General features: G+C 68.8%; 21 protein-coding genes. 18 read left to right on the top strand and 3 right to left on the bottom strand.

Annotation, left to right across the window (positions count from 1 at the left end; genetic code table 11):
- Window positions 1-7: 7 nt before the first annotated feature.
- Window positions 8-178, bottom strand: a complete 171-nt coding sequence (locus KOF26_RS10840) for a hypothetical protein (RefSeq protein WP_216324472.1) — start codon at window positions 176-178, stop codon at window positions 8-10.
- A 247-nt stretch (window positions 179-425) separates the two neighbouring features.
- Here KOF26_RS10840 and ffh point away from each other — a divergent pair, with 247 nt between their 5' ends.
- The 7 genes from ffh to KOF26_RS10805 all read left to right on the top strand — a co-directional run bounded on the left by ffh (window position 426) and on the right by KOF26_RS10805 (window position 5,686).
- Entirely contained in the window at window positions 426-1,910 is a 1,485-nt protein-coding gene (gene ffh / locus KOF26_RS10835; RefSeq protein ID WP_216324469.1) for a signal recognition particle protein, read from the top strand.
- 34 nt (window positions 1,911-1,944) lie between these two features.
- Window positions 1,945-2,379, top strand: a complete 435-nt coding sequence (rpsP, locus tag KOF26_RS10830) for a 30S ribosomal protein S16 (protein ID WP_216324466.1) — start codon at window positions 1,945-1,947, stop codon at window positions 2,377-2,379.
- A gap of 289 nt (window positions 2,380-2,668) precedes the next feature.
- Complete coding sequence (locus tag KOF26_RS10825) at window positions 2,669-2,869, top strand: DUF2809 domain-containing protein (protein WP_216324463.1); 201 nt, start codon at window positions 2,669-2,671, stop codon at window positions 2,867-2,869.
- Complete coding sequence (gene rimM / locus KOF26_RS10820; protein WP_216324460.1) at window positions 2,866-3,354, top strand: ribosome maturation factor RimM; 489 nt, start codon at window positions 2,866-2,868, stop codon at window positions 3,352-3,354. The genes KOF26_RS10825 and rimM overlap by 4 nt, the downstream gene beginning before the upstream one ends.
- 91 nt (window positions 3,355-3,445) lie before the next feature.
- Window positions 3,446-4,177, top strand: coding sequence for a tRNA (guanosine(37)-N1)-methyltransferase TrmD (gene trmD / locus KOF26_RS10815; RefSeq protein WP_216324457.1), 732 nt, complete (start codon window positions 3,446-3,448; stop codon window positions 4,175-4,177).
- A 6-nt stretch (window positions 4,178-4,183) separates the two neighbouring features.
- Window positions 4,184-4,561 carry a 50S ribosomal protein L19 gene (gene rplS, locus KOF26_RS10810; RefSeq protein ID WP_216324454.1) on the top strand — a complete coding sequence of 126 codons (378 nt, stop codon included), beginning with the start codon at window positions 4,184-4,186 and terminating at the stop codon, window positions 4,559-4,561.
- A gap of 96 nt (window positions 4,562-4,657) precedes the next feature.
- On the top strand, window positions 4,658-5,686 hold the full coding sequence (locus KOF26_RS10805; protein ID WP_216324450.1) for an aspartate-semialdehyde dehydrogenase: 1,029 nt from the start codon (window positions 4,658-4,660) through the stop codon (window positions 5,684-5,686).
- A gap of 114 nt (window positions 5,687-5,800) precedes the next feature.
- Here KOF26_RS10805 and KOF26_RS10800 read toward each other — a convergent pair whose 3' ends face one another.
- Window positions 5,801-6,424: a DUF4142 domain-containing protein gene (locus KOF26_RS10800; RefSeq protein WP_216324448.1), complete on the bottom strand. Its 624-nt coding sequence runs from the start codon at window positions 6,422-6,424 to the stop codon at window positions 5,801-5,803.
- Window positions 6,425-6,510: 86 nt separating this feature from the next.
- Between KOF26_RS10800 and KOF26_RS10795 the strand changes: the two genes are divergently transcribed.
- From KOF26_RS10795 to KOF26_RS10780, 4 genes are all read left to right on the top strand, one after another.
- Complete coding sequence (locus tag KOF26_RS10795; RefSeq protein WP_216324445.1) at window positions 6,511-6,960, top strand: GFA family protein; 450 nt, start codon at window positions 6,511-6,513, stop codon at window positions 6,958-6,960.
- Entirely contained in the window at window positions 6,941-7,717 is a 777-nt protein-coding gene (locus tag KOF26_RS10790) for an alpha/beta fold hydrolase (protein ID WP_216324442.1), read from the top strand. Before KOF26_RS10795 ends, KOF26_RS10790 begins: the two co-directional genes overlap by 20 nt.
- Before the next feature lie 66 nt (window positions 7,718-7,783).
- Window positions 7,784-9,610: a M2 family metallopeptidase gene (locus tag KOF26_RS10785; RefSeq protein ID WP_435876852.1), complete on the top strand. Its 1,827-nt coding sequence runs from the start codon at window positions 7,784-7,786 to the stop codon at window positions 9,608-9,610.
- Between the two features lie 159 nt (window positions 9,611-9,769).
- A complete protein-coding gene (locus tag KOF26_RS10780) occupies window positions 9,770-10,993 on the top strand; it encodes a GGDEF domain-containing protein (protein WP_216324436.1) in 1,224 nt (407 codons plus the stop codon).
- Window positions 10,994-11,149: 156 nt separating this feature from the next.
- Here KOF26_RS10780 and KOF26_RS10775 read toward each other — a convergent pair whose 3' ends face one another.
- Complete coding sequence (locus KOF26_RS10775; protein WP_216324432.1) at window positions 11,150-11,629, bottom strand: peroxiredoxin; 480 nt, start codon at window positions 11,627-11,629, stop codon at window positions 11,150-11,152.
- A 109-nt stretch (window positions 11,630-11,738) separates the two neighbouring features.
- Here KOF26_RS10775 and KOF26_RS10770 point away from each other — a divergent pair, with 109 nt between their 5' ends.
- From KOF26_RS10770 to KOF26_RS10740, 7 genes are all read left to right on the top strand, one after another.
- On the top strand, window positions 11,739-12,299 hold the full coding sequence (locus KOF26_RS10770; protein WP_216324429.1) for a YqgE/AlgH family protein: 561 nt from the start codon (window positions 11,739-11,741) through the stop codon (window positions 12,297-12,299).
- 111 nt (window positions 12,300-12,410) lie between these two features.
- Window positions 12,411-13,823: an adenosylhomocysteinase gene (gene ahcY, locus KOF26_RS10765; RefSeq protein ID WP_216324425.1), complete on the top strand. Its 1,413-nt coding sequence runs from the start codon at window positions 12,411-12,413 to the stop codon at window positions 13,821-13,823.
- A gap of 304 nt (window positions 13,824-14,127) precedes the next feature.
- Window positions 14,128-16,476 carry a PAS domain-containing sensor histidine kinase gene (locus KOF26_RS10760; protein WP_216324422.1) on the top strand — a complete coding sequence of 783 codons (2,349 nt, stop codon included), beginning with the start codon at window positions 14,128-14,130 and terminating at the stop codon, window positions 16,474-16,476.
- On the top strand, window positions 16,476-16,937 hold the full coding sequence (gene tsaE, locus KOF26_RS10755) for a tRNA (adenosine(37)-N6)-threonylcarbamoyltransferase complex ATPase subunit type 1 TsaE (RefSeq protein WP_216324909.1): 462 nt from the start codon (window positions 16,476-16,478) through the stop codon (window positions 16,935-16,937). The genes KOF26_RS10760 and tsaE overlap by 1 nt, the downstream gene beginning before the upstream one ends.
- A complete protein-coding gene (locus tag KOF26_RS10750) occupies window positions 16,934-17,884 on the top strand; it encodes an aminoglycoside phosphotransferase family protein (RefSeq protein ID WP_216324912.1) in 951 nt (316 codons plus the stop codon). Before tsaE ends, KOF26_RS10750 begins: the two co-directional genes overlap by 4 nt.
- A complete protein-coding gene (locus tag KOF26_RS10745) occupies window positions 17,881-18,639 on the top strand; it encodes a nucleotidyltransferase family protein (RefSeq protein WP_253201344.1) in 759 nt (252 codons plus the stop codon). The genes KOF26_RS10750 and KOF26_RS10745 overlap by 4 nt, the downstream gene beginning before the upstream one ends.
- Complete coding sequence (locus KOF26_RS10740; RefSeq protein ID WP_216324419.1) at window positions 18,632-21,556, top strand: PD-(D/E)XK nuclease family protein; 2,925 nt, start codon at window positions 18,632-18,634, stop codon at window positions 21,554-21,556. The genes KOF26_RS10745 and KOF26_RS10740 overlap by 8 nt, the downstream gene beginning before the upstream one ends.
- Window positions 21,557-21,904 lie beyond the last annotated feature (348 nt).

Raw genomic sequence — 21,904 nt, 5'->3', positions numbered from 1 at the left:
ATCCGCGTCAGATCACCGTGCGGAACCACCTCCTTATCGCCGCCGCCCTCTCCACCCGATCTTCCAGCAAGATCTCATCCGGCATGTCCGCGGCCGGCCACCGCCCCGTCCGCAGCCACCACCCGAAGGCCTTGTTCCGCCGCTCTCTGTCCGGTCCGAAGTCCCTGTCGTTGTTCATGCTCCGCTCCCGCTCATGCGGTGAGAACATTTCAGGAACATTTTCCAACAAGGACACTGGCCAATCGGGCAGTCCGCGCCGCGGGCGTCATCCGCATTGCCCCGGCCGTCGGTTTCCCCTATAGGCCCGCCCGTCGTTCCGCACGACCCGAACCGCAGGCGCCCCGAATCGGGGACGTCCCGCCGGCCGACGAGTTTTCGTCCGCCGGCGTGTTTTGCGTTGGGTGGATCGCAATTGGAGTAAGCGCATGTTCGACAGTCTCAGCGATCGGCTAAGCGGCGTTTTCGACCGTCTGCGCGGCCGTGGCGCGCTGACCGAGGAGGATGTGCGCGCGGCCATGCGCGAGGTGCGCATCGCCCTGCTCGAGGCCGACGTGGCGCTGCCCGTCGTCCGCGATTTCATCGACAAGGTCACGGAAAAGGCGGTCGGCCAGTCCGTCCTCAAGTCGATCACGCCGGGCCAGCAGGTCGTCAAGATCGTCCATGACGGGCTGGTCGAGATGCTCGGCGCGGCGGCGTCCGACCTCGAACTCGACGTGGCGCCGCCGGCGGTGATCATGCTCGTCGGCCTTCAGGGCTCGGGCAAGACCACCAGCACCGCCAAGATCGCCCGCCGCCTCAAGGCGAAGTCGGGCAAGAAGGTGATGATGGCGTCGCTCGACGTCTATCGCCCCGCCGCGCAGGAGCAGCTCGCGGTGCTCGGCGGCCAGACCGAGGTGGCGACGCTGCCGATCGTCGCCGGCCAGCAGCCGGTCGATATCGCACGGCGCGCGATGCAGGCCGCGAAGCTGCAGGGCTTCGACGTGCTGATGCTCGACACGGCTGGCCGTCTCCATGTCGATCAGGCGCTGATGGACGAGATGCGCGCCGTCGCCGATGTCGCCAAGCCGCAGGAAATCCTCCTCGTCGTCGATGCGCTGACCGGCCAGGACGCGGTCAACGTCGCGCGCAGCTTCACCGATCAGGTCCCGCTGACCGGCGTCGTGCTGACCCGCATGGACGGCGATGCGCGCGGTGGTGCTGCGCTGTCGATGCGCGCCGTCACCGGCCGTCCGATCAAGTTCGTCGGCACCGGCGAGAAGCTCGACGGGCTGGAGCCGTTCCAGCCGGATCGCGTCGCCGGCCGCATCCTCGGCATGGGCGACGTCGTCAGCCTCGTCGAGCGCGCCGCCGAGACGATCAAGGTCGAGGAGGCGGAGAAGCTCGCCCAGCGCATGGCGAAGGGCCAGTTCGATCTCAACGATCTGCGCGGCCAGCTTGCCCAGATGCAGCGCATGGGCGGCCTGTCCGGCCTGGCCGCGATGCTGCCGGGCGTGAAGCAGGTGAAGAACGCCATGGCCAATGGCCAGGTCGACGATCGCATCCTCGTCCGCATGGACGCGATGATCGGCTCGATGACCCCGAAGGAGCGTGCCCGGCCGGAGCTGCTCAACGCCAAGCGCAAGATCCGCGTCGCCAAGGGCTCCGGCACCACGGTGCAGGAGGTCAACAAGCTCCTCAAGATGCACCAGGACATGGCCGGCGCGATGAAGAAGCTGAAGAAGATGGGCGGCCTCAAGGGGCTGGCCGGGATGTTCGGCGGTGGCGGCGGCGGTGCCGGTGGCGGCGGCATGGGCGGCCTCGGCGGCCTGCTCGGCGGCGGCGGGGGAATGGGGGCGGCTCCGCCCCAGCTTCCCGGCCTGCCCGGGCTCGGCAACCTGCCCCCCGGCTTCGACAAGTTCGGCAAGAAATAACCACGTTATCTGAATTCGTTGGAAAGGAAGAAGAATGTCCGTTTCGATCCGTCTGTCGCGCGGCGGCGCCAAGAAGCGTCCTTATTACCGCATCGTCGTCGCCAATTCCCGTTCGCCCCGCGACGGCGCGTTCATCGAGAAGATCGGCACCTACAATCCGATGCTCGCCAAGGACGATGAGAAGCGCGTCATCGTCGACGCCGAGCGCGCCAGGCATTGGCTGTCCGTCGGCGCCCAGCCGACCGACCGCGTCGCCCGTTTCTTCGACGCCGCCGGCGTGAAGGAGCGCGCTGCGCGCAACAACCCGAACAAGGCCGTCCCGGGCGAGAAGGCCAAGGAGCGCGCCGAGGAGCGCGCCGCCAAGGCCGCCGCGGCCGCCGAGGCCGCCGCTGAGGCAACCGAGGTGAAGCAGGAAGAGGCCGAGGCGGTGATCGCCGAGGCCGTCGAGGAAGCGACCCCCGAGGCCTGAGCGTTCGGAGACGAGAGGGCAGGGTGGCGCGACATCGCGGGCGCCCCCTGCTTCGGTCTTCACCCGGAGCTTGTTTCGAGGTCCCGTCCTCCGCGAACTCCGGACTTTGCGGCTGGGTGGATGCTGAAGCAAGTTCAGCATGACGATGTCCCTTGGGGCGGGGCCGTCTTCTGACGGCGCGCCTCCCCGATGCTCTTGCCGCGCTGGCGCTATTCGGTATCGAAGCGGTGATCGCGCTGTTCGCGCATGACGATTTCGTGCGCCCTGGCTCGGCGACGTGCTGGTGGTGATGCTGGTCCACGCGACGCTCCGCGTGGCAATGGAGTTCGGGCAGGCGATCCATCTCGCGGACCGGCTCGGGCTCGGCAGCTATCGCCTTGCCCGGATCGTCCTGGGCACCAGCTTTTCGCCCGGTGACTTTCTCGCTTATGCCCTGGGCGCGCTGATCGCGCTGGCGGCGGACCATCTGTGGAGCAGGAGACGCGCATGACGAATGCCCCGGATCGCCCCGTCACGCTGGCGGCCGTGATCGGCGCGCACGGCATCGCGGGCGACGTGCGCCTGAAGCTCTTCACCGATGATCTGGCCCCTTATCGCGCGCTCGACGCGAACGGCCGGACACTGACGCTCAAGTCCGTGCGGCCGGGGCCGAACGGCGCCGTCGCGCGCTTCGCCGAGATCACCACCCGCGACGCCGCCGAGGCGCTCCGGGGTACCGCGCTGACGGTAGCGCGCTCGGCGCTGCCGCCGCTGGAGCCGGGCGAATATTACCACGCCGACCTGCTCGGCCTGCCGGCGGTCTCGACCGACGGGGAGGCGCTGGGGGTCGTGGTAGCGGTCGAGAATTTCGGCGCGGGCGACGTGATCGAGATCGAGCGCCCCGGCGGCGGCCGCTTCATGATCCCGATGAACCCCAATGCCGTGCCCGAATGGTCGGCGGAGAAGTTGGTGGTGGAAGCGGCGTTCGCCGCCTGACGGCCGCCGCGTTTTCGTCACGCTGGGGCGTGAGGCGGGGACGGGCAATCCCGCTGTCCCGCGCGGCCACCTTGCGCTAACGCCCTCGGCCATGTTCGCCGCCACCGTCCTTACCCTTTATCCGGAAATGTTCCCGGGCCCGCTTGGGCTCAGCCTCGCGGGGCGGGCGCTCGCCGAGGGGCGGTGGTCGCTCGATACGGTGCAGATCCGCGACTTCGCCACCGACAGGCATCGCTCCGTCGACGATACGCCGGCCGGCGGCGGGGCGGGGATGGTGATGAAGGTCGACGTGCTGGCCAGCGCCGTCGATCACGCGCTCGCCGCGCGTCCGGATTGCCCGGTGCTGGCGATGAGCCCGCGCGGCGCGCCCCTGACGCAGGCTCGCGTCCGCGCGCTCGCCGCCGGCGCCGGGGTGACGATCCTCTGCGGCCGGTTCGAGGGTTTCGACGAGCGCATCTTCGAAGGGCGGCCGGTCGAACCGGTATCGATCGGGGACTATGTGCTGTCCGGCGGGGAAATGGGCGCGCTGGTGCTGCTCGACGCTTGCGTTCGGCTGCTTCCCGGCGTAATGGGCGCGGCCCTTAGTGGGGATGACGAGAGCTTCGAAACGGGGCTGCTCGAATATCCCCATTATACCCGCCCTGTCGAATGGGAGGGGCGCACGATCCCCGAAGTGCTGCGATCGGGGGATCATGCGCGGATCGCGGCCTGGCGAAAGTCGATGGCCGAGAGCGATACACGGCTAAGGCGGCCGGACCTTTGGGAGCGTCATGAGGGCGCTCGGGTCGGCCGCCCTCTGGCGCGCGGCGACGAACGGGACTGAGTTGTTATGAACCTGATCCAGACGCTCGAGGCCGAGGCCATCGCGCAGTTCAAAGAGACCAAGACGATTCCGGATTTCCGCCCGGGCGACACGCTGAAGGTCGGCGTGAAGGTCGTGGAAGGCGAGCGCACCCGCGTGCAGGCCTATGAGGGCGTGTGCATCGCGCGCGCCAACAAGGGCATGGGCTCCAGCTTCACCGTCCGCAAGATCTCCTTCGGCGAGGGCGTCGAGCGCGTCTTCCCGCTCTATTCGCCGAACGTCGATTCGATCGAGGTGGTGCGCAAGGGCGTCGTGCGCCGCGCGAAACTTTACTATCTGCGCGGCCGCCGCGGTAAATCCGCGCGTATTGCCGAGCGTCGCGAAACCACCCAGGCGTCCGCCTGACACCTTTCTAAATCAAAGGTCAGCAAGGGGCGCGGGTGGCGGAAGGCCGCCAGCGCCCCTTTTCTTTTGCCTCCAGAAGATGATTGGAATGAACTGATGGCGTATCGTGTCGTGGTGGCCGGGGCCACCGGCAATGTCGGCCGCGAGATGCTGAACATCCTGGCCGAGCGCGAATTCCCGATCGCGGACATCGCCGCGCTCGCCTCCTCGCGCAGCCAGGGCGACGAGATCGAGTTCGGCGAGACCGGGCGCATGCTCAAGGTCCAGAATATCGAACATTTCGACTGGACGGGCTGGGACATCGCGCTGTTCGCGATCGGCTCCGACGCGACCAAGATCTACGCGCCCCGGGCGGCCGCCGCCGGCTGCACGGTGATCGACAACAGCTCGCTCTACCGCATGGACCCGGACGTGCCGCTGATCGTGCCGGAGGTGAACCCCGAGGCGATCGACGGCTATCGCGTCAGAAACATCATCGCCAACCCGAATTGCTCCACCGCGCAGCTGGTCGTGGCGCTGAAGCCGTTGCACGATGCCGCGACGATCAGGCGCGTCGTCGTCGCCACCTATCAATCGGTGTCCGGCGCCGGCAAGGCCGGCATGGACGAGTTGTTCGAGCAGAGCCGCAACATCTTCGTCGGCGATCCGGCCGAGCCGAAGAAGTTCACCAAGCAGATCGCCTTCAACGTCATCCCGCACATCGACACCTTCCTCGACGACGGCTCGACCAAGGAAGAGTGGAAGATGGTCGTCGAGACCAAGAAGATCCTCGATCCGAAGATCAAGCTGACCGCGACCTGCGTGCGCGTTCCGGTGTTCGTCGGTCATTCCGAAGCCGTCAACATCGAGTTCGAGAACGAGATCTCCGCCGCCGATGCCCAGCGCATCCTGCGCGAGGCGCCGGGTATCATGCTCGTCGATAAGCGCGAGAATGGCGGCTATGTCACGCCGATCGAATGCGTCGGCGAGTTCGCGACCTATGTCAGCCGCGTCCGCGAGGACCCGACCGTCGAGAACGGCCTGTCGCTGTGGTGCGTCTCGGACAATCTGCGCAAGGGCGCCGCGCTCAACGCGGTCCAGATCGCCGAGCTGCTCGGCCGCCGCCACCTCAAGAAGGCGGCGTAGGCGTAACCGCTCCGGAAACCGTTCGCCCTGAGCAGAGGCCGAGAGCCGCTCAGGGCGAGGGGTTTTCGAACGGGAAGGGGGCCCGTTCGTCCGTGGACGAACGGGACATTCCCGTTATTGCGCCGGCTTGGCTGCGGCCTTGTCGTCGGCGCCGCTGCGATCGAGCGAACGGGCCTTGTCGAGGTGCATCTGCACCTTCGGCGCGGTTTCCGTCGCGAACGCCTTGAGGTCGGCATTGTCGCCGCCCGAGGCATAGGACTGGAGCAGCGACAGCGCCTCGCCATGGGCGGTGGTCTGCTGGTCGAGATAGGTCGTGTCGAAGTCCTCGGCCTTGGCGGCCTTGAGGTCGGCCAGCATCTTGGCATGGGCCTCGTCAAGGGCGGCGGGCGGCGGATCGAGCTTGTCCTTGGTGACGATCGACTTCACCTTGGCGCTGGTGGCGGTGTGATCCGTGACCATCATCTGGGCGAAGGACTTCACCTCCGCCGACTTGCTGCGATCGAGGGCCACCTTAGCGGCCTGGATTTCGTACATGTCGCTGATCGCGGCCTTGGTGACGAACTCGGGGGTGGTCACATTGGCGGTGACGCTCGGCGCGGTGGCGTCGGCCATGGCGCTGTTGCCGTCCATGGCGTTGGCGGTCATGCCGTTGTCGGCGGCGACGGTGTTGTTCTGGGCAGGCTGAGAGCCGCAGGCGGCAAGGCCTAGGGCGGCGATCAGCACGAGGGCAGTGCGCATGGGGTCTCTCCAGACAGTATCTCCGCCCCGCAGAACCGGCGGCCTCGGCGCTTGTTCCGTGAACCTTGTGCGGGCATAGCAGCGCCATGACCGAGGCGAGGATCATGCGCGGTGGCTGCCAATGCGGCGCCGCGCGCTATGCGGCGACGATCCGCGACCCCGCCGGCTACCTCTGTCATTGCACGATGTGCCGGCGCGCCACGGGCGGCGTATCCATCGCCTTCACCAACGTCGCGCAGGCCGATCTTCAGTGGGAGAGCGGGCCGGACTGGTATCGCTCCTCGCCGATCGCCGAGCGGCCGTTCTGCGCCCGGTGCGGCACGCCGCTCGGCTTTCGCTATCTCGACAGCGACAGGATCGACCTCACCATCGGCTCGTTCGACGAGCCGCAATTTTTCCACCCCACCCAGCATTTCGCCATGGAGTCCGCCTTGCATGCGTGGCTCGACACCAGCGCGCTGCCGGGCAAGCGCTCGGACGAGCATCAGCCGCTCGTCGACAGATGGATGAACGCCGTTGGCAAGCTCCCCGACTGATCTTCCCGTCAATTTCTTCACCGCGCGTGACGGCACCCGGCTCGCCTGGCGCGAGATGGGGGAGGGGCGCCCGCTGGTTCTGATCCACGGCTATTTCTCGACGGCCTATGTCAACTGGATCAAATATGGCCATGCCGCCGCGATCGCCGCGCGCGGCATCCGGGTGCTGATGCCGGACCTGCGCGGCCATGGCGACAGCGACAAGCCGCATGATCTCGCCGCCTATCCGCCCGACGTGCTGCGCGACGACGGGTTCGACTTCGTCGCCCATCTCGGCCTTGGCGCCGGGGATTATGATCTGGCCGGCTATTCGCTCGGCGGGCGCACCAGCCTGCGCATGCTCGCCTCCGGCGCGCGGCCGGAGCGGGCGGTGCTGTGTGGCATGGGGCTGGACGGGATCGTCAACACCGCCGGGCGCGGGGGCTATTTCCGCCATGTCCTCACCCATCTCGGCAGCTTCCAGCGCGGCACGCCGGAGTGGCTGACCGAGGCATTCCTCAAGACCACCGGCGGGGACCCGGTGGCGCTGCTCAACATCCTTGAGACTTTCGTCGACACCAGTCGCGCGGCGCTGGCCGCGCTCGATCTGCCGTTGCTGGTGGTGACGGGCGAGGATGACGATGACAATGGATCGGCCGAGGCGCTCGCCGAGGCGATCCCGGACGCGCGCTACCAGTCGATCCCCGGCAATCACATGAGCGCGGTGACCCGGCCCGAACTTGGCCGCGCCATCGGCGACTTTCTCGTCCGGGATTGACGGCGGCGCGCGGACGCGCTCCGGTGGCTCATCACCTTGTTTCGTGAGGATGGCCTCCCGATGAAAATGCGTTTCGTCTCTACGCTCGCGCTCGCCGCGGGCCTGTCGCTCGCCGCGTCCGCCACCGCCCAGGGCGAGGCGCGTCCCTCCGGCGCGCCAACCGCCGCCGAAGCCGACGCCTTCGTGGCGCGGACCAGCAAGGAGCTGGCCGACCTCGGCGTCTACGCGGCGCGGATCGCGTGGATCAACAACACCTACATCACCGACGATACCGACGCGGTGAACGCGCGCGTCGGCGGCGAGCTGACCGAGTTGCAGGTCCGCGCCGCCAAGGAGGCCGCGCGCTATGCCACGGCGAAGGGCCTGTCCGCCGATACCCGCCGCCAGCTCGATCTGCTGCGCAACGGCATCACGCTGCCGGCCCCCGCCACCGCCGGCGCCGCGCAGGAGCTGAACGAGCGGGTGACGCGCCTGTCCTCGATCTACGGCAAGGGCAAGGGAATGGTCGGCGGCCAGCCGATCAACGGCTCCGACATCGAGGCCAAGATGGGCACGGACCGCAACCCGGCCGAGCTCAAGGAGATGTGGAAGAGCTGGCACGACAATGTCGGCAAGCCGATGCGTGGCGATTATATGCAGATCGTCCAGATCACCAACAAGGGCGCGCGCGAACTCGGCTTCGCCGACGCGGGGGCGATGTGGCGGTCGGGCTATGATATGCCGCCGGAGGCGTTCGCGAAGCTGATGGACCGGCTCTGGGTCCAGGTCCGTCCGCTTTACGAGCAGCTCCATTGCTACACCCGCGCCAAGCTGAACGAGAAATATGGCGAGGCGGTACAGCCCGCCACCGGACCGATCCGCGCCGATCTGCTCGGCAATATGTGGGCGCAGGAATGGGGCAATATCTACGATATCGTCGCGCCCGCCGGCGCCGGCGATCTCGGCTACGACATCGGCCAGCTGCTCGAGGCCAAGGGCTATGATCCGGTGAGGATGGTGAAGGCGGGGGAGGGCTTCTATTCCTCGCTCGGCTTCGCCCCGCTGCCGGCGAGCTTCTGGGAGCATTCCCAGATCGTCAAGCCGCGCGATCGCGAGGTGGTGTGCCACGCCTCCGCGTGGGACGTCGACAACAAGGATGATCTGCGCATCAAGATGTGCACCAAGGTCAATTCCGACGATTTCGTGACGATCCATCACGAACTCGGCCACAATTATTATCAACGTGCCTACAACCGCCAGCCGTTCCTCTACATGAACGGCGCGAACGACGGCTTTCACGAGGCGATCGGCGATTTCGTCGCCCTGTCGATCACGCCCGACTATCTGGTGAAGATCGGGCTGCTCGATCCCGCAAAGGTGCCCAGCGCCGACAAGGATATCGGCCTGCTGCTGCGCCAGGCGATGGACAAGGTCGCCTTTCTGCCGTTCGGGCTGCTGATGGACAAATGGCGTTGGGGCGTGTTCGACGGCTCGATCAAGCCCGGCGTCTATTCGGCCGCATGGGATTCGCTGCGACTGCAATATCAGGGCGTGACGCCGCCGGTGGAGCGCAGCGAGCAGGATTTCGATCCCGGCGCCAAATATCACATCGCCGCCGGCGTGCCCTATGCGCGCTATTTCCTGGCGCGCATCCTCCAGTTCCAATTCTACCAGGCGGCCTGCGCGCAGGCCGGCTGGACGGGGCCGCTCCACCGTTGCTCCTTCTATGGCGACAAGGCGGTGGGCGAGAAGCTGAACGCGATGCTGGCAATGGGGCAATCCAGACCCTGGCCGGACGCGCTGCAGGCCTTTACCGGCAAGCGCGAGATCGACGGCACCGCGATGATTGCCTATTTTCAGCCATTGCTCGACTGGCTGCGCACGCAGAACAAGGGCCGGCAGTGCGGCTGGTGACTGGCGGATTTCGCGCGCAATATCCTTTAAGAACTTTGCGCATATACCGGTTTGGGTTAGGGCCTGAATATCGGTCGGGCCGCGGGCGACCTCTTGTCGACGGAATCGGCCGGAGGACGGATTGGCGACGCAACACTTGTGAGTCAGGAATGCCCGGCCATGCATCCGGCTGTGTTCGTGTTCTTCTCACTGCTGGTGACCAGCATCGTGCTGGTGGCGGTCCTCGCTGTGGCGTGGACAAGCTTCGGTCGTCCGCGCCACGCGCTGACCTGGGCCGCCGGCTACGGTACCGCCGGCATTGAGTGGCTGCTCTATCTCACGGTGGTGATGGGGTGGGTGGGCTTCTACCCGGCCCGCCCCATCATCCTCACCCTCGGCACGATCTCTGCGACGCTGATCATGGTCGGCTTCCGCCAGCGCGCCGGGCTCGCGCCGCGCGCGCTGGCCATCTGGGCCGTGGCCGCTGCCATCGCCGCCGTCTGCATCGCCGGCAGCCTGCTCGCTCCGGGCGGGCCGATCGATCGCGGCCTGTTTCCCATCTATCTGGCGGCGACCCAGATCGCCGGCGCTTCGACGCTGGTCAGGCTCGGCTGGCGGGCGACGCTGACCGAGCGCTCGGCCTTCGTGATGATGCTCGTGTTCGCCGCTTTCTACGTCGGCGTCGGCGCGCTGGCGTTCGTGCAGGGGTCGAATCCCTCGCCGCAGGCGGTTGCCGCCTATCAATCGCTGCTCCTGCTCGGCACGCCGGCGATCTACTCCTCGTTCGGACTGTTCTCGGTGTTCCTGCTGGCCGCCGACCTTGCCGAGCAGATGCGGCGGCTGGCGATCCTCGATCCGCTGACCAGCATCATGAACCGGCGCGGCCTGACCCAGGCGGTGGAGGCGGCGATCGCCAACACGCGGCGCAACGGCCATCCGCTCAGCCTGGTCGTCGCCGATCTCGATCGCTTCAAGCACATCAACGACAATTTCGGCCACGCCGCGGGTGATCGCGCGCTGCAGCGCTTCGCTGCCTATCTGGAAAGCACGATCCGCAAAGGCGACATCGTCAGCCGCATCGGCGGCGAGGAATTCGCGCTGCTGCTGGTCAACACGCCCGCCTGCACCGCGATGGACGTCGCCGAGCGGCTGCGCGGCGGCCTCGCCACGCTCGACAGCGGCACCGATGGGGTGCGGCTGAGCGCGAGCTTCGGCGTCACCAGCCTGCGCCCGGACGATATCGGGCTCGGCGATCTCTTCGATCGGGCCGATGCCGCCCTTTACCGCTCCAAGCTGGACGGGCGCAATCGCGTCACGCTGGCGGGGGAGCCTTTTTCCGCCCCCTGGCCTGGCGAAGCAGCCGGCCACCAAGGAGCGCAGCTCCCGCAAGGGCAGCGCCCGTAAGCCCGCCGACCAGCGCGGCGGTGACGAGCGGGCGGATGCGCGATTCGATGGCAACCGTGGCGCCCTCCAGCGCCGCCGCCGCCTTGCGCGCCGCGCCCGCCGCCTCGTCCTCGTCCGGCGCCGTTTCGGGGGGCCGTTCCGCCATATGCCCGCGCCTCAGAGCTGGCCGAGCAGATAGTCGGCGGAGCTGACCTCGAATGCGCCCGGCTCCTCGACGTTGAGGATTTTCACCACGCCGTCCTCGACCAGCATCGAGAAGCGCTTGCCGCGCATGCCCAGCCCGAATTTCGAGCCGTCCATCTCCAGCCCCAGCGCGCGCACGAAATCGCCATTGCCGTCGGCGAGCATGGTGATGCCCTCGGCGCCGGCCGCGCGGCTCCAGGCGCCCATCACGAAGGCGTCGTTGACGGCGGTGCAGGCGATGAGGTCGACGCCGGCCGCCTTGAGCGCGCCGGCCTGCTCGATGAAGCCCGGCAGATGGCGCGCCGAGCAGGTCGGCGTGAAGGCGCCGGGCACCGAGAACAGCGCGACGGTGCGCCCCTTGAACAGCGCCTCGGCGGTGCGGGGCTCGGGCCCCGAGTCGCCGGGGATCATGAAGGTCGTCTGCGGAAGCGCGTCGCCAGCCTTGATCGTCATCGCCGAATCCTTCGCCCTGAAAGTGCCTCCGGCGCCCGATAACGCTTCGGCGACGGGGGGCAAGTGCGCGGCGGCTTGCCGCGGGCGCAGCGTGGCATATGCTGGGTGGATGGATTCGGCGTCTTTCCTCGTCGGCCGCTTCCTGCTGGCGATGCCCGGGATCGGCGACCCGCGCTTTGAGCGCGCGGTGATCGCGATGTGCGCGCATGACGGCAATGGCGCGCTGGGCATCGGCATCGGCCGCGTGGCGCCTCGCCTTGGCTTGCACCTGTTGCTCGCCCAGCTTGAGCTGCCCCCCGGCAAGGCGCCGGACGTGCCCGTTCATCTCGGCGGGCCGGTGGAGCCGCAACGCGGCTTCGTGCTGCACGGGCTCGACTGGCGAGGCGAGGGCACGCTCAACGTCGATGGCCGCTGGGCGCTGACCGGCACGCTCGACATCTTGCGTGCCATCTCGGAGGGGCGTGGGCCGGACCAGTTCGTGGTGGCGCTCGGCTATGCCGGGTGGAGCGGCGGCCAGCTGGAGGAGGAGATGACCCGTCACGGCTGGTTCGACGTCGAAGGCGATACCGGCCTTCTTTACGACACCCCCGCCGCCGAGCGCTGGGCCGCCGCGTTCGCCACCACCGGCATCGACGCACGGCTGCTCGCCGCCGATTGCGGGAACGCTTGAACGGCCACGCTCGCCTTTCCACATAATGACATAAAGAAATCTTTATATTTGCCTCACCGCTGCCGCGAGGCTAAGGCCCGTGGCCAATTCCACCCCATATGGGAGCATATCGTGGCCACCCAGTCCGCCTCGACCTTCACCGACTATGTCGTCCGCGACATTGCCCTCGCCGACTATGGCCGCGCCGAAATCCGCATCGCCGAAACGGAGATGCCGGGCCTGATGGCGCTGCGCGAGGAGTTCGGCGCCGCCAAGCCGCTGAAGGGCGCGCGCATCACCGGCTCGCTGCACATGACGATCCAGACGGCGGTGCTGATCGAGACGCTGGTCGAGCTCGGCGCCGAGGTGCGCTGGGCGACGTGCAACATCTTCTCCACCCAGGATCATGCCGCTGCCGCCATCGCCGCGGCCGGCATCCCGGTGTTCGCGATCAAGGGCGAGACCCTCGCCGAATATTGGGATTACGTGCAGAACATCTTCGATTGGGGTGATGGCCAGACGGCCAACATGATCCTCGACGATGGCGGCGATGCCACCATGTTCGCGCTGCTCGGCGCCAAGCTCGAGGCCGGCGGCACGCTCGGCGAGCCGGAAAATGCCGAAGAGGTCGAGTTCCAGCGTTCGCTCAAGGCGTTCATCGCCGCCCGGCCCGGCTATCTCACCGAGACCGTGCGCGCCATCAAGGGCGTGTCGGAAGAGACCACCACGGGCGTCCATCGCCTCTACGCGCTGGCCAAGAAGGGCGAGCTGCCCTTCCCGGCGATCAACGTCAACGACAGCGTCACCAAGTCGAAGTTCGACAATCTCTACGGTTGCAAGGAATCGCTGGTCGACGCCATCCGCCGCGCCACCGACGTGATGCTGGCCGGCAAGGTTGCCTGCGTCGCCGGTTTTGGCGATGTCGGCAAGGGCTCGGCCGCCTCGCTCCGCAACGGCGGCGCGCGCGTGCTCGTCACCGAGATCGACCCGATCTGCGCGCTGCAGGCGGCGATGGAGGGCTATGAAGTGGTGACGATGGAAGAGGCGGTGACCCGCGCCGACATCTTCGTCACCGCCACCGGCAACATGGACGTCATCACCGCCGAGCATATGGCCGGCATGAAGAACATGGCGATCGTCTCCAACATCGGCCATTTCGACAGCGAGATCCAGATTTCCGGCCTGTCCAACTACAAGTGGACGGAAATCAAGCCGCAGGTCGACCTCGTCGAGTTCCCGGACGGCAAGCAGATCATTGTGCTGTCCAAGGGCCGGCTCGTGAACCTCGGCAACGCCACCGGCCATCCGAGCTTCGTCATGTCGTCCAGCTTCACCAACCAGGTGCTGGCGCAGATCGAGCTGTGGACCAAGGGCGACCAGTATGAGAACAAGGTCTACGTGCTTCCGAAGCACCTCGACGAGAAGGTGGCCGCGCTGCATCTCGACAAGTTGGGCGTGAAGCTCAGCAAGCTCAGCGAGAAGCAGGCCGCCTATATCGGCGTCACCCCCGAGGGTCCGTTCAAGCCCGACCATTATCGTTACTGATTGCCTTGCTCGATGTGGGGGAGCCGCCGGTTCCCCCACCAGTTCCGTTCGCCGCGGGTAGCCGCTGCGAAGGGTCCGGTCCCTGCCCGGCTGCGCGGGGACGGAAATCGACATGGCCGGGCGAGCCCGATCCATCGAACATATTCGCTGCGTAACGATAAGTCCGCTTCCATTCCCCGCGAGCGGAAGGATAGAAGCAGGACATGCAAGTGCTGCATTCACCGCGTATTGCCTGGGGGTTCGGGCTCAGGCCTGAGGTCCGACCGCGCGGGGCCGGTCCGGCCGGGCATTGGCGGCGCGCGGCATGATCAACGTCACGCCGATCACGCTGGCGCTCATATCGGCCTTGTTGGCGATCTGGCTCGGCGTGGCGGTGTGGGCCACGATCGCCGGGTTGCGCGCCATCGCCCGCGCACGCGACACCGAAAGCTATAATCTCCGCCTCGCCGGCCTCATCGAGGGCGGCCCGGCCATCCCGCTCGTCATTCATGACGACGGGCGGATCGAGGCGCCGGCCCGCCTCGCGCGCCGGCTGGGGCTGACCGAGCTTCCCGAAACGCTCGACGAATTGCTGCACGCCGAGACGCTGGTGCCCGCCGATCTCGAGGCGTTCGGACGGGATATTGCGGCGGCGCGTACCGCGGGCGCCCGGCTCAATCGCCCGCTGCGGCTGAGGGGCTCCGATCGCATCCTTGTCGCGCGCGGCGGGCCGGCGGCCGGCGATCTGACCCGCGGCGGGGTCGTCGCCTGGGTGTTCGACGTGACGGACGCCCGCCGCGAGATCGACCGCCTGGAGCAGGAGACCAACCTGCTCGGCCGCGCGCTCGACAGCCTGTCGGCGTTGATCGAGGCGGCGCCGGTGCCGATGTGGCATCGCGCCCCCGATCTGCGCATCGACCTCGTCAACACCGCCTATGTCCGCGCCGTCGAGGGCGTCGATGCGGAGGACGTCATCTCGCGCGGGCTGGAGCTGATCGACGGACCGGCGGCGCGCCCTGCGGATGCGGAACCCGGCACGGTGGCGGTGCGCACCTTGCCGGCGACGATCGGCGGCGAGCGGCGCATGCTGCGCGTCGTCGACGTCGCGCTCGGCGAGAATGGCGTGGCCGGTTATGCCGTCGATATCGAGGAGCTGGAGGAGGCACGCGCCGATCTCGATCGCTTCGCCGAGGCGCAGCATCAGTTGCTCGATCAGCTCTCCGCGGGCGTCGCCCAGTTCGCCTCCGATCGGGGTCTCGTCTTCTACAACCAGCCCTTCTGCCGGCTGTTCGCGCTGCAGCCGGAATGGCTGTCCGACCGGCCGGAGTTCGATCGCGTGCTGGAGCGGATGCGCGAGGTCAATCGCCTGCCGGAAAGCCGCGATTTCCCGCGCTGGAAGGAAGAGCGGCGGCGCTGGTTCCTCACCGAAGGGGTCGCGGAGGAGGCGTGGGTGCTGCCCGGCGGCCGCCATCTGCGCGTCGTGCCGCAGCCGATGCCCGACGGCGGCCTGCTGCTGATCTTCGAGGATCGCACCGAGCAGGTGAAGCTGGAAAGCGCCCGCGACGAACTGCTGCGCGTGCGCACCGCGACCTTCAACAACCTGTTCGAGGCGATCGGCGTGTTCGCGTCGGACGGCCGGCTGCAGATGTGGAACGATCGCTTCGGCGACGTCTGGGGCCTGTCCGAGGAGGAGCTGGGCCAGCATCCGCGCATCGACGCGCTGGTCAGCTCCGTCGCCAAGAGGCTGGTCAATCCATCCCGCGCCGGCCTGATCCGCGAACTGGTGCGCATCGCCACCGTCGAGCGGCAGCAGCGTTCCGGCCGGGTGATGCTTGGCGACGGGCGGCATTTCGAGTTCGCCGCCGTGCCCCTGCCGGACGGCAACGCGCTGTTCACGATGATCGACATCACCGACAGCCGCCGCATCGAGCAGGCGCTGCGCGAGCGCAACGAGGCTTTGGAGGAAGGCGACCGGGTGAAGACCGCCTTCGTCGCCAATATGAGCTATGAGCTGCGCACCCCGCTTACTTCGATCGGCGGCTTCGCGGAGATGCTGGCCGAGGGCTATGCCGGGCCGCTCACCGAGCAGCAGAGCGACTATATGCGCGCCATCCTGTCGTCCGTGGCGCGGCTCGGCGCGCTGATCGACGACGTGCTCGATCTTACCCAGACCGGCGCCGGCAATCTGCCGCTGGTCGAGGATATGGTCGACATCGCCACCCTCGTTCGTCAGGCCGCCGCCCAGATCGACGACGCCGCCCGCCATCGCCGCATCCAGCTCGTCGTCGAGCTGGCGGAGCCGCTCGGCACGCTGGTCGGCGATGCGCGGCGGCTGCGGCAGGCGCTGGATCACATCCTGCGCAACGCCGTCGCCTATACGCAAGGTGGCGGCCGCGTGCTGCTGCGCGCCGAGGGCGATGCCGGCGAGATGCGCATCATCGTCGCCGATAACGGCCCCGGCATCCCCCCCAAGGAAAAGGCGCGCGTGTTCGATCGCTTCCACCGCGCCTCGCTCGGGGTGGCCGACGGCAAGCAGGCCTCGCTCGGCCTCGGCCTGCCGCTGTCACGTCAGTTCATCGAGGCGCATGGCGGCGAGGTCGAGCTGATCTCGGAAGAGGGCGAGGGCACCACCGTGATCATCAGCCTGCCGCGCCGCCGGGTGCAGCGGCGGTGATGCTGCTCGCCGATGCCGCCGCGACGGAGGCCGCGGGGGCGAGCATCGCGCCCCTGCTGCGCATCGGCGACGTGGTGGCGCTGGCCGGCGATCTCGGCGCCGGAAAGACCAGCCTGGCGCGCGGCATCCTCGCCGGGCTTGGGCTGGCGGGCAAGGCGGCGAGCCCGACCTTCCCGATTCTCATCCCCTATGCGCCGCCCGCGGTGCGCCTGCCGGTCGCCCATGCCGACCTTTATCGCATCGAGCAGGCGCACGAGCTGGAGGAACTCGGCCTCGACGAACTGCTGGAGGAATCCGCGCTGCTCGTCGAATGGCCGGAGCGGCTCGGCGGCTGGCTGTGGCCGCAGACGCTCCGCCTGTCGCTGGAGCCGGCCCCGGATGGCGGCCGGCGCTTGACTTGGGCCGTGCCGGAGGCTTGGGAACGGCGATGGCCGCCCCCGGGATTCGCAGCAACGCCATGACGCCGCGCGAGGCAGCGTCAGGCTTTCTTCAATCATGCGGATGGGGCGGGGCGACGGTCGCGCCCCTGGCGGGCGACGCCTCGTTCCGCCGCTATTTCCGCATCGCCGACGCCGGCCGCGCCGCCGTGCTGATGGACGCGCCGCCGCCGGAAGAGGATGTCCGCCCGTTCCTTGCGGTTGCCGAGCATCTCCGCCGCCACGGCTTCCACCCGCCCGCAATCCTCGGCGCGGACGAGGATGCCGGCTTCCTGTTGCTCGAGGATTTCGGCGACACGCTGATGCGCGATGCCGTCGCCGCCGATCCGGGTGGCGAGCATGCCGTCTATGCCGCCGCGATCGACCTGCTGAAATCGCTGCATCGCTGCCCGCCGGCCGATCTGCCGCCCTATGACCGCGCCGTCGTCCAGCGCGAGACCGGTCTGTTCACCCAATGGTATGCGCCGGCCGTCGGCCTTGCCGTGGACGAGGCCGGCTATCAGGCCGCCTGGGACGCGGTGTTCGCCGGTCTCGACGCCGTTTCGCCTGTCACCGTGCTGCGCGATTATCACGCCGAGAACATCATGCTGCTCGGTGACGGGGCATTGGGCCTGCTCGATTTCCAGGACGCCCTGGCCGGCCACCCGGCCTATGACCTCGTGTCGCTGCTGCAGGATGCGCGGCGCGATGTGGCGCCTGCGCTGGAGATGGCGATGCTGGCCCGCTATGGCGGCATCGATCGCGCCGCCTATGCCGCCTGGGGCGCGCAGCGCAACGCCAAGATCCTGGGCATCTTCACCCGCCTGTGGAAGCGCGACGGCAAGCCTCGCTATCTCAGCTATCAGCCGCGTGTGTGGCGTTATCTGGAGCATGACCTGATGCATCCCGCGCTGGCGCCGGTGCGCGACTGGTTCGATCGCAACGTGCCCGCCGCCGCGCGCGCGGCGCATTGGCAGGAGCATGCCCGATGAGCCTGTTGCCACCCCTGTCGCTTCGCCCGACGCCTGCGGCACGCATGCCGGAGGTGGCGATGCTGATGGCCGCCGGTCTCGGCAAGCGCATGCGCCCGTTGACCGCCACCCGTCCCAAGCCTCTCGTCGAGGTGGGCGGCAAGGCGCTGCTTGATCACGCGCTGGATCGCGTGCGCGCGGCCGGCGTCAAGCGCGTCGTCGTCAACGTCCATTATCTCGCCGACGCGCTGGAGGCGCATCTCCGCCGCCGGGCCGGCGATCTCGATATCGTCATTTCCGACGAGCGCGACGAGCTTCTCGAGACCGGCGGCGGCCTCGCCCACGCCAGGCCCCTGCTCGGCGATGCGCCGTTCTTCGTGATCAACACCGACAATCTGTGGATCGACGGGCCGATCGACGCGCTGCGCCTGCTCGGCCAGCGCTGGGACGATGCGGCGATGGACGCGCTGCTGCTGGTCGTGCCGCTGGCTCGCGCCAATTGCCACAGGGGCCGAGGCGATTTCCACATGGATTCCGCCGGCCACATCACCCGCCGCCGGCCGGGCCGCGTCGCGCCTTTCGTCTATACCGGCGTCCAGCTGGTCAGCCCGCGCCTGCTCGTCGATCCGCCGGCGGGCCCGTTCTCCACCAACATCTTCTGGGATCGCGCCATCGCCGCCGGCCGTGCCTATGGCGTGGTCCATCAGGGGCTATGGTTCGACGTCGGCACGCCGCAGGCGATCCCCGCCGCCGAGGCGATGCTCGCCGATGGCTGAGGGCGCGCGGGCGGTGAACCTGTTCACCGTGCCGCCGCACCGCAGCTTCGCGGACGCGCTTGCCGGCGGGCTCATCGCCCGGACCGGCGGCGATCGGCTGGCGCTGGCTCGCGCGCTGGTGCTGGTGCCGAACATGCGCGCCCGGCGCACGATCATGGACGCCTTCGTCCGTCGCGCCGAGGCCGGGTTGCTCCTCCCGCGCATCGTCACTTTGGGTGAGGTCGATACGGAGGAGGGGGTCACCGCCGCGCTCGATCCGGCCGGGCTGGAGCCGGTGCCGCCGGCGATCGATCCGCTCGCCCGTCGGATGATCCTGGCCCGCCTCGTTACCGAGACGAGGGCGGCGGCCGGCGATCCGGTCGGCGCGGCTGAGGCGGTGCGGCTCGCCACCGATCTCGCCCGCGTCATCGACCAGATGGCGCTGGAGGAAGTGCCGGCCACGGCGCTGCGCGATCTCGCCCTCGCCGCCGAGCTTTCCGAACATTGGCAGCGCGCGCTCGCCCAGCTGTCGGTGATCTTCGAGCGCTGGCCGGCGGAGCTGGCGCGCCTCGGCCTGATCGACGCCGCCGAACGCCGCAACCGGCTGATCGACCGGCTGGCGCGAAGCTGGGCGGCGGCGCCACCCCCGGGGCTGGTCGTCTCGGCCGGCCTCGCCGTGGTGTCGCCCGCCGCCGCTCGCCTGCTCCGCGTCGTCGCGCGCATGGAGCGTGGGCTTGTCGTGCTGCCGTTCCTCGACCGGGCGATGCCGGACCCGGAATGGCAGGCGCTCGGCCCCCATGATCCCGACCCGGTCACCGGCCGCCGACCGCGCGCGCTGGAAACCCACCCGCAATTCCACCTCAAGCTGCTGCTCGATCGCATGGGTGTCGGGCGGGCGGAGGTGATGACGTGGCGGGGCGCGGGCGGCCCGCGTGCCCCGGCCAGCCGCACGCGCGCCATCGCCAATGCCCTGGCCCCGGCCCGCTTCACCGCGAAGTGGCAGGAACTGCCGCCCGCCGCGCGGGGCCTGCCCGGCGTGCGGGCGCTGGAACTGGCCGGTCCCGCCGAGGAGGCGCAGGCGGTCGCGCTGATGCTGCGCGAGACGCTGGAGACGCCGGGCCGCACCGCGGCGCTGGTCACTCCCGATCGCGGACTTGCCGAGCGCGTCTCCGCCCATCTCCAGCGCTGGGGGGTGGAGGCGGACGATTCCGCCGGCGTGCCGCTGGCACGCAAACCATCCGGGACATTGCTGCTCGCCCTCGCCCAGGCGGCGGCCGAGCGGTTCGCGCCGGTGCAGCTGCTGGCGCTGCTCAAGCATCCGCTCGTCGCGGCTGGTGAGGGCAGGGGGCCGTGGCTGGGGGAGGTCCGCCAGCTCGATCGGGCGCTGCGGGGGCCGCGCCCGCGCCCCGGCCTTGCCGGCATCAGCGAGCGTGCCGCCGATCTCGACTGGTGGCAGGAGACGGCGGCCCGGCTCGCCCCGCTGGAGGCGGCGTTCGCCGCGGAGGAAGCGCCGCCGGTGGTGCTGCTCCGGCTGATCCGCGAACTGGCTGGCACGCTCGCCGGGGACGCCATCTGGTCCGGCCCCGCCGGCCGCGCCGCCGCCACCCTGTTCGAGGCGCTGGAGGACGCGGTGCCGGCCGGCCCGGCGATGATCCGCCCGACGGAAATGCCGGCGCTGCTCGCGCAGCTGCTCGGCGAGGTGGCGGTCCGCCCACCGCAGGGCGGGCATCCGCGCATCGCCATCTGGGGCCTGATCGAAGCGCGGCTCCAGCAAGCGGATCGCGTCATTCTCGCCGGCCTTAACGAAGGGGTGTGGCCGGCCGCGCCGTCGCCCGATCCGTGGCTGTCGCCGCGCATCCGCGCCGAGCTCGGCCTGCCCGGCCTCGATCGGCGCATCGGCATCGAGGGGCACGAGTTCGCGATGGCGCTCGGCGCGCGCGAGGTGATCCTGACGCGCGCCCGCCGTGACGCCCGCGCGCCGACCATCGCCTCGCGCTTCTGGCTGCGGCTGGAGGCGATGACCGGCGGCGTCGCCCGCGTCGGCGCGATCCGCGCGCTCGCCGCCGGGCTCGACAGGCCGGGAGAGTTCCGCCCTGCCGCCCGGCCCGCGCCCGCGCCGCCCGCCGCCGCCCGGCCGAAGCGCATCGCCGTCACCAGCCTCGACAGGCTTCAGGCCGACCCTTACGCTTTCTACGCCAGCGCGATCCTCAAGCTGCCGGTGCTGGATGCGATCGACGCCGATCCGTCCGCGGCGTGGCGCGGCACCCGCGTGCACGAGGTGCTGGAGGCGTGGATGAAGGAGGATGATTGCGCGCCCGACCGGCTGCGCGCCCGCGCCGAGCAGCTGCTGGATGAGGCCGATGCCCATCCCGTGCTGCGCGCGCTCTGGGCGCCGCGCCTGATCGAGGCGATCGACTGGATCGCGGACGAGGTCGCCGCCAATCTCGCCGATGGCCGCCGCCCGATCGCGGGCGAGCTACGCGGCGAGGCGCAGGTGGCCGGCGTCACCATCCACGGCCGCGTCGACCGCATCGACCGCGACGCGGCCGGCGGCCTCGCCATCATCGACTACAAGACCGGCAAGGCGCCGAGCACGCGGGCGGTGGCGGCGGGCTTCGCGATGCAGCTCGGCCTGCTCGGCCTGATCGCGGAACGCGGCGGCTTCGACGGGGTGAAGGGAGAGCCGACGGCGTTCGAATATTGGTCGCTGGCGGCGCGCGGCGGCCAGCTCGGCCATGTCTCCAGCCCCGTCGGCGGCCGCTCGCCGATCGCGGCGGAGGAGTTCACCGACCGCGCGGCCGGCCTGCTGAAGCAGGCGGTCGAACGCTGGCTGACGGGCGACGAGCCCTTCACCGCCAAGCTCCACCCCGAATACGCGCCCTATGGCGATTACGACCAGCTCATGCGGCTGGAGGAATGGTATGGAAGGCAGGAATAGGGCGGCTGTCGGCAGTTGCGGATATAAACGGGCTTCGTTAGGCTCGTGGCATGAAAACTCACATATTAACAACATTGCGATGCATGTTCTGGCTAGCACAGCTTGTGCTCGCGGCATCTTTATTTTGGCGATTTGGATTTTTCTCTGATGGCTTCGGATTTAATTACGATAGCCTACCGCTCCTGGGGATCCCATCTTTCATGATTGGCTTAACGTTGATCCTCGCTCGCCAAGCGAGACGGCAGCCCCTGCCGGGAAGCGTCATTGTGGGTTCGTCTGCGCTAGCGTTTATTGCCACCTTCTTGTGGCTCGGTATCTGGGGCCAAGGAGTATAGTGGACCGGCGGGT

This window comes from Sphingomonas quercus, assembly GCF_018863195.1.
GTDB classification, from domain to species: Bacteria; Pseudomonadota; Alphaproteobacteria; order Sphingomonadales; family Sphingomonadaceae; genus Solisphingomonas; species Solisphingomonas quercus.
The sequence above is the reverse complement of the archived record's forward strand: the minus strand, read 5'-3'. Positions and strand labels throughout refer to the sequence as shown.

Coding starts and splice junctions, on each gene's coding strand:
- KOF26_RS10840 (WP_216324472.1), bottom strand. CDS start 178: ATGAACAACGACAGGGACTTCGGACCGGACAGAGAGCGGCGGAACAAG.
- KOF26_RS10780 (WP_216324436.1), top strand. CDS start 9,770: ATGCATCCGGCTGTGTTCGTGTTCTTCTCACTGCTGGTGACCAGCATC.
- rpsP (WP_216324466.1), top strand. CDS start 1,945: ATGTCCGTTTCGATCCGTCTGTCGCGCGGCGGCGCCAAGAAGCGTCCT.
- KOF26_RS10750 (WP_216324912.1), top strand. CDS start 16,934: ATGACGCCGCGCGAGGCAGCGTCAGGCTTTCTTCAATCATGCGGATGG.
- KOF26_RS10775 (WP_216324432.1), bottom strand. CDS start 11,629: ATGACGATCAAGGCTGGCGACGCGCTTCCGCAGACGACCTTCATGATC.
- KOF26_RS10795 (WP_216324445.1), top strand. CDS start 6,511: ATGACCGAGGCGAGGATCATGCGCGGTGGCTGCCAATGCGGCGCCGCG.
- rplS (WP_216324454.1), top strand. CDS start 4,184: ATGAACCTGATCCAGACGCTCGAGGCCGAGGCCATCGCGCAGTTCAAA.
- ffh (WP_216324469.1), top strand. CDS start 426: ATGTTCGACAGTCTCAGCGATCGGCTAAGCGGCGTTTTCGACCGTCTG.
- KOF26_RS10745 (WP_253201344.1), top strand. CDS start 17,881: ATGAGCCTGTTGCCACCCCTGTCGCTTCGCCCGACGCCTGCGGCACGC.
- KOF26_RS10825 (WP_216324463.1), top strand. CDS start 2,669: ATGCTGGTCCACGCGACGCTCCGCGTGGCAATGGAGTTCGGGCAGGCG.
- KOF26_RS10740 (WP_216324419.1), top strand. CDS start 18,632: ATGGCTGAGGGCGCGCGGGCGGTGAACCTGTTCACCGTGCCGCCGCAC.
- rimM (WP_216324460.1), top strand. CDS start 2,866: ATGACGAATGCCCCGGATCGCCCCGTCACGCTGGCGGCCGTGATCGGC.
- KOF26_RS10800 (WP_216324448.1), bottom strand. CDS start 6,424: ATGCGCACTGCCCTCGTGCTGATCGCCGCCCTAGGCCTTGCCGCCTGC.
- KOF26_RS10760 (WP_216324422.1), top strand. CDS start 14,128: ATGATCAACGTCACGCCGATCACGCTGGCGCTCATATCGGCCTTGTTG.
- tsaE (WP_216324909.1), top strand. CDS start 16,476: ATGCTGCTCGCCGATGCCGCCGCGACGGAGGCCGCGGGGGCGAGCATC.
- KOF26_RS10770 (WP_216324429.1), top strand. CDS start 11,739: ATGGATTCGGCGTCTTTCCTCGTCGGCCGCTTCCTGCTGGCGATGCCC.
- KOF26_RS10785 (WP_435876852.1), top strand. CDS start 7,784: ATGCGTTTCGTCTCTACGCTCGCGCTCGCCGCGGGCCTGTCGCTCGCC.
- KOF26_RS10805 (WP_216324450.1), top strand. CDS start 4,658: ATGGCGTATCGTGTCGTGGTGGCCGGGGCCACCGGCAATGTCGGCCGC.
- trmD (WP_216324457.1), top strand. CDS start 3,446: ATGTTCGCCGCCACCGTCCTTACCCTTTATCCGGAAATGTTCCCGGGC.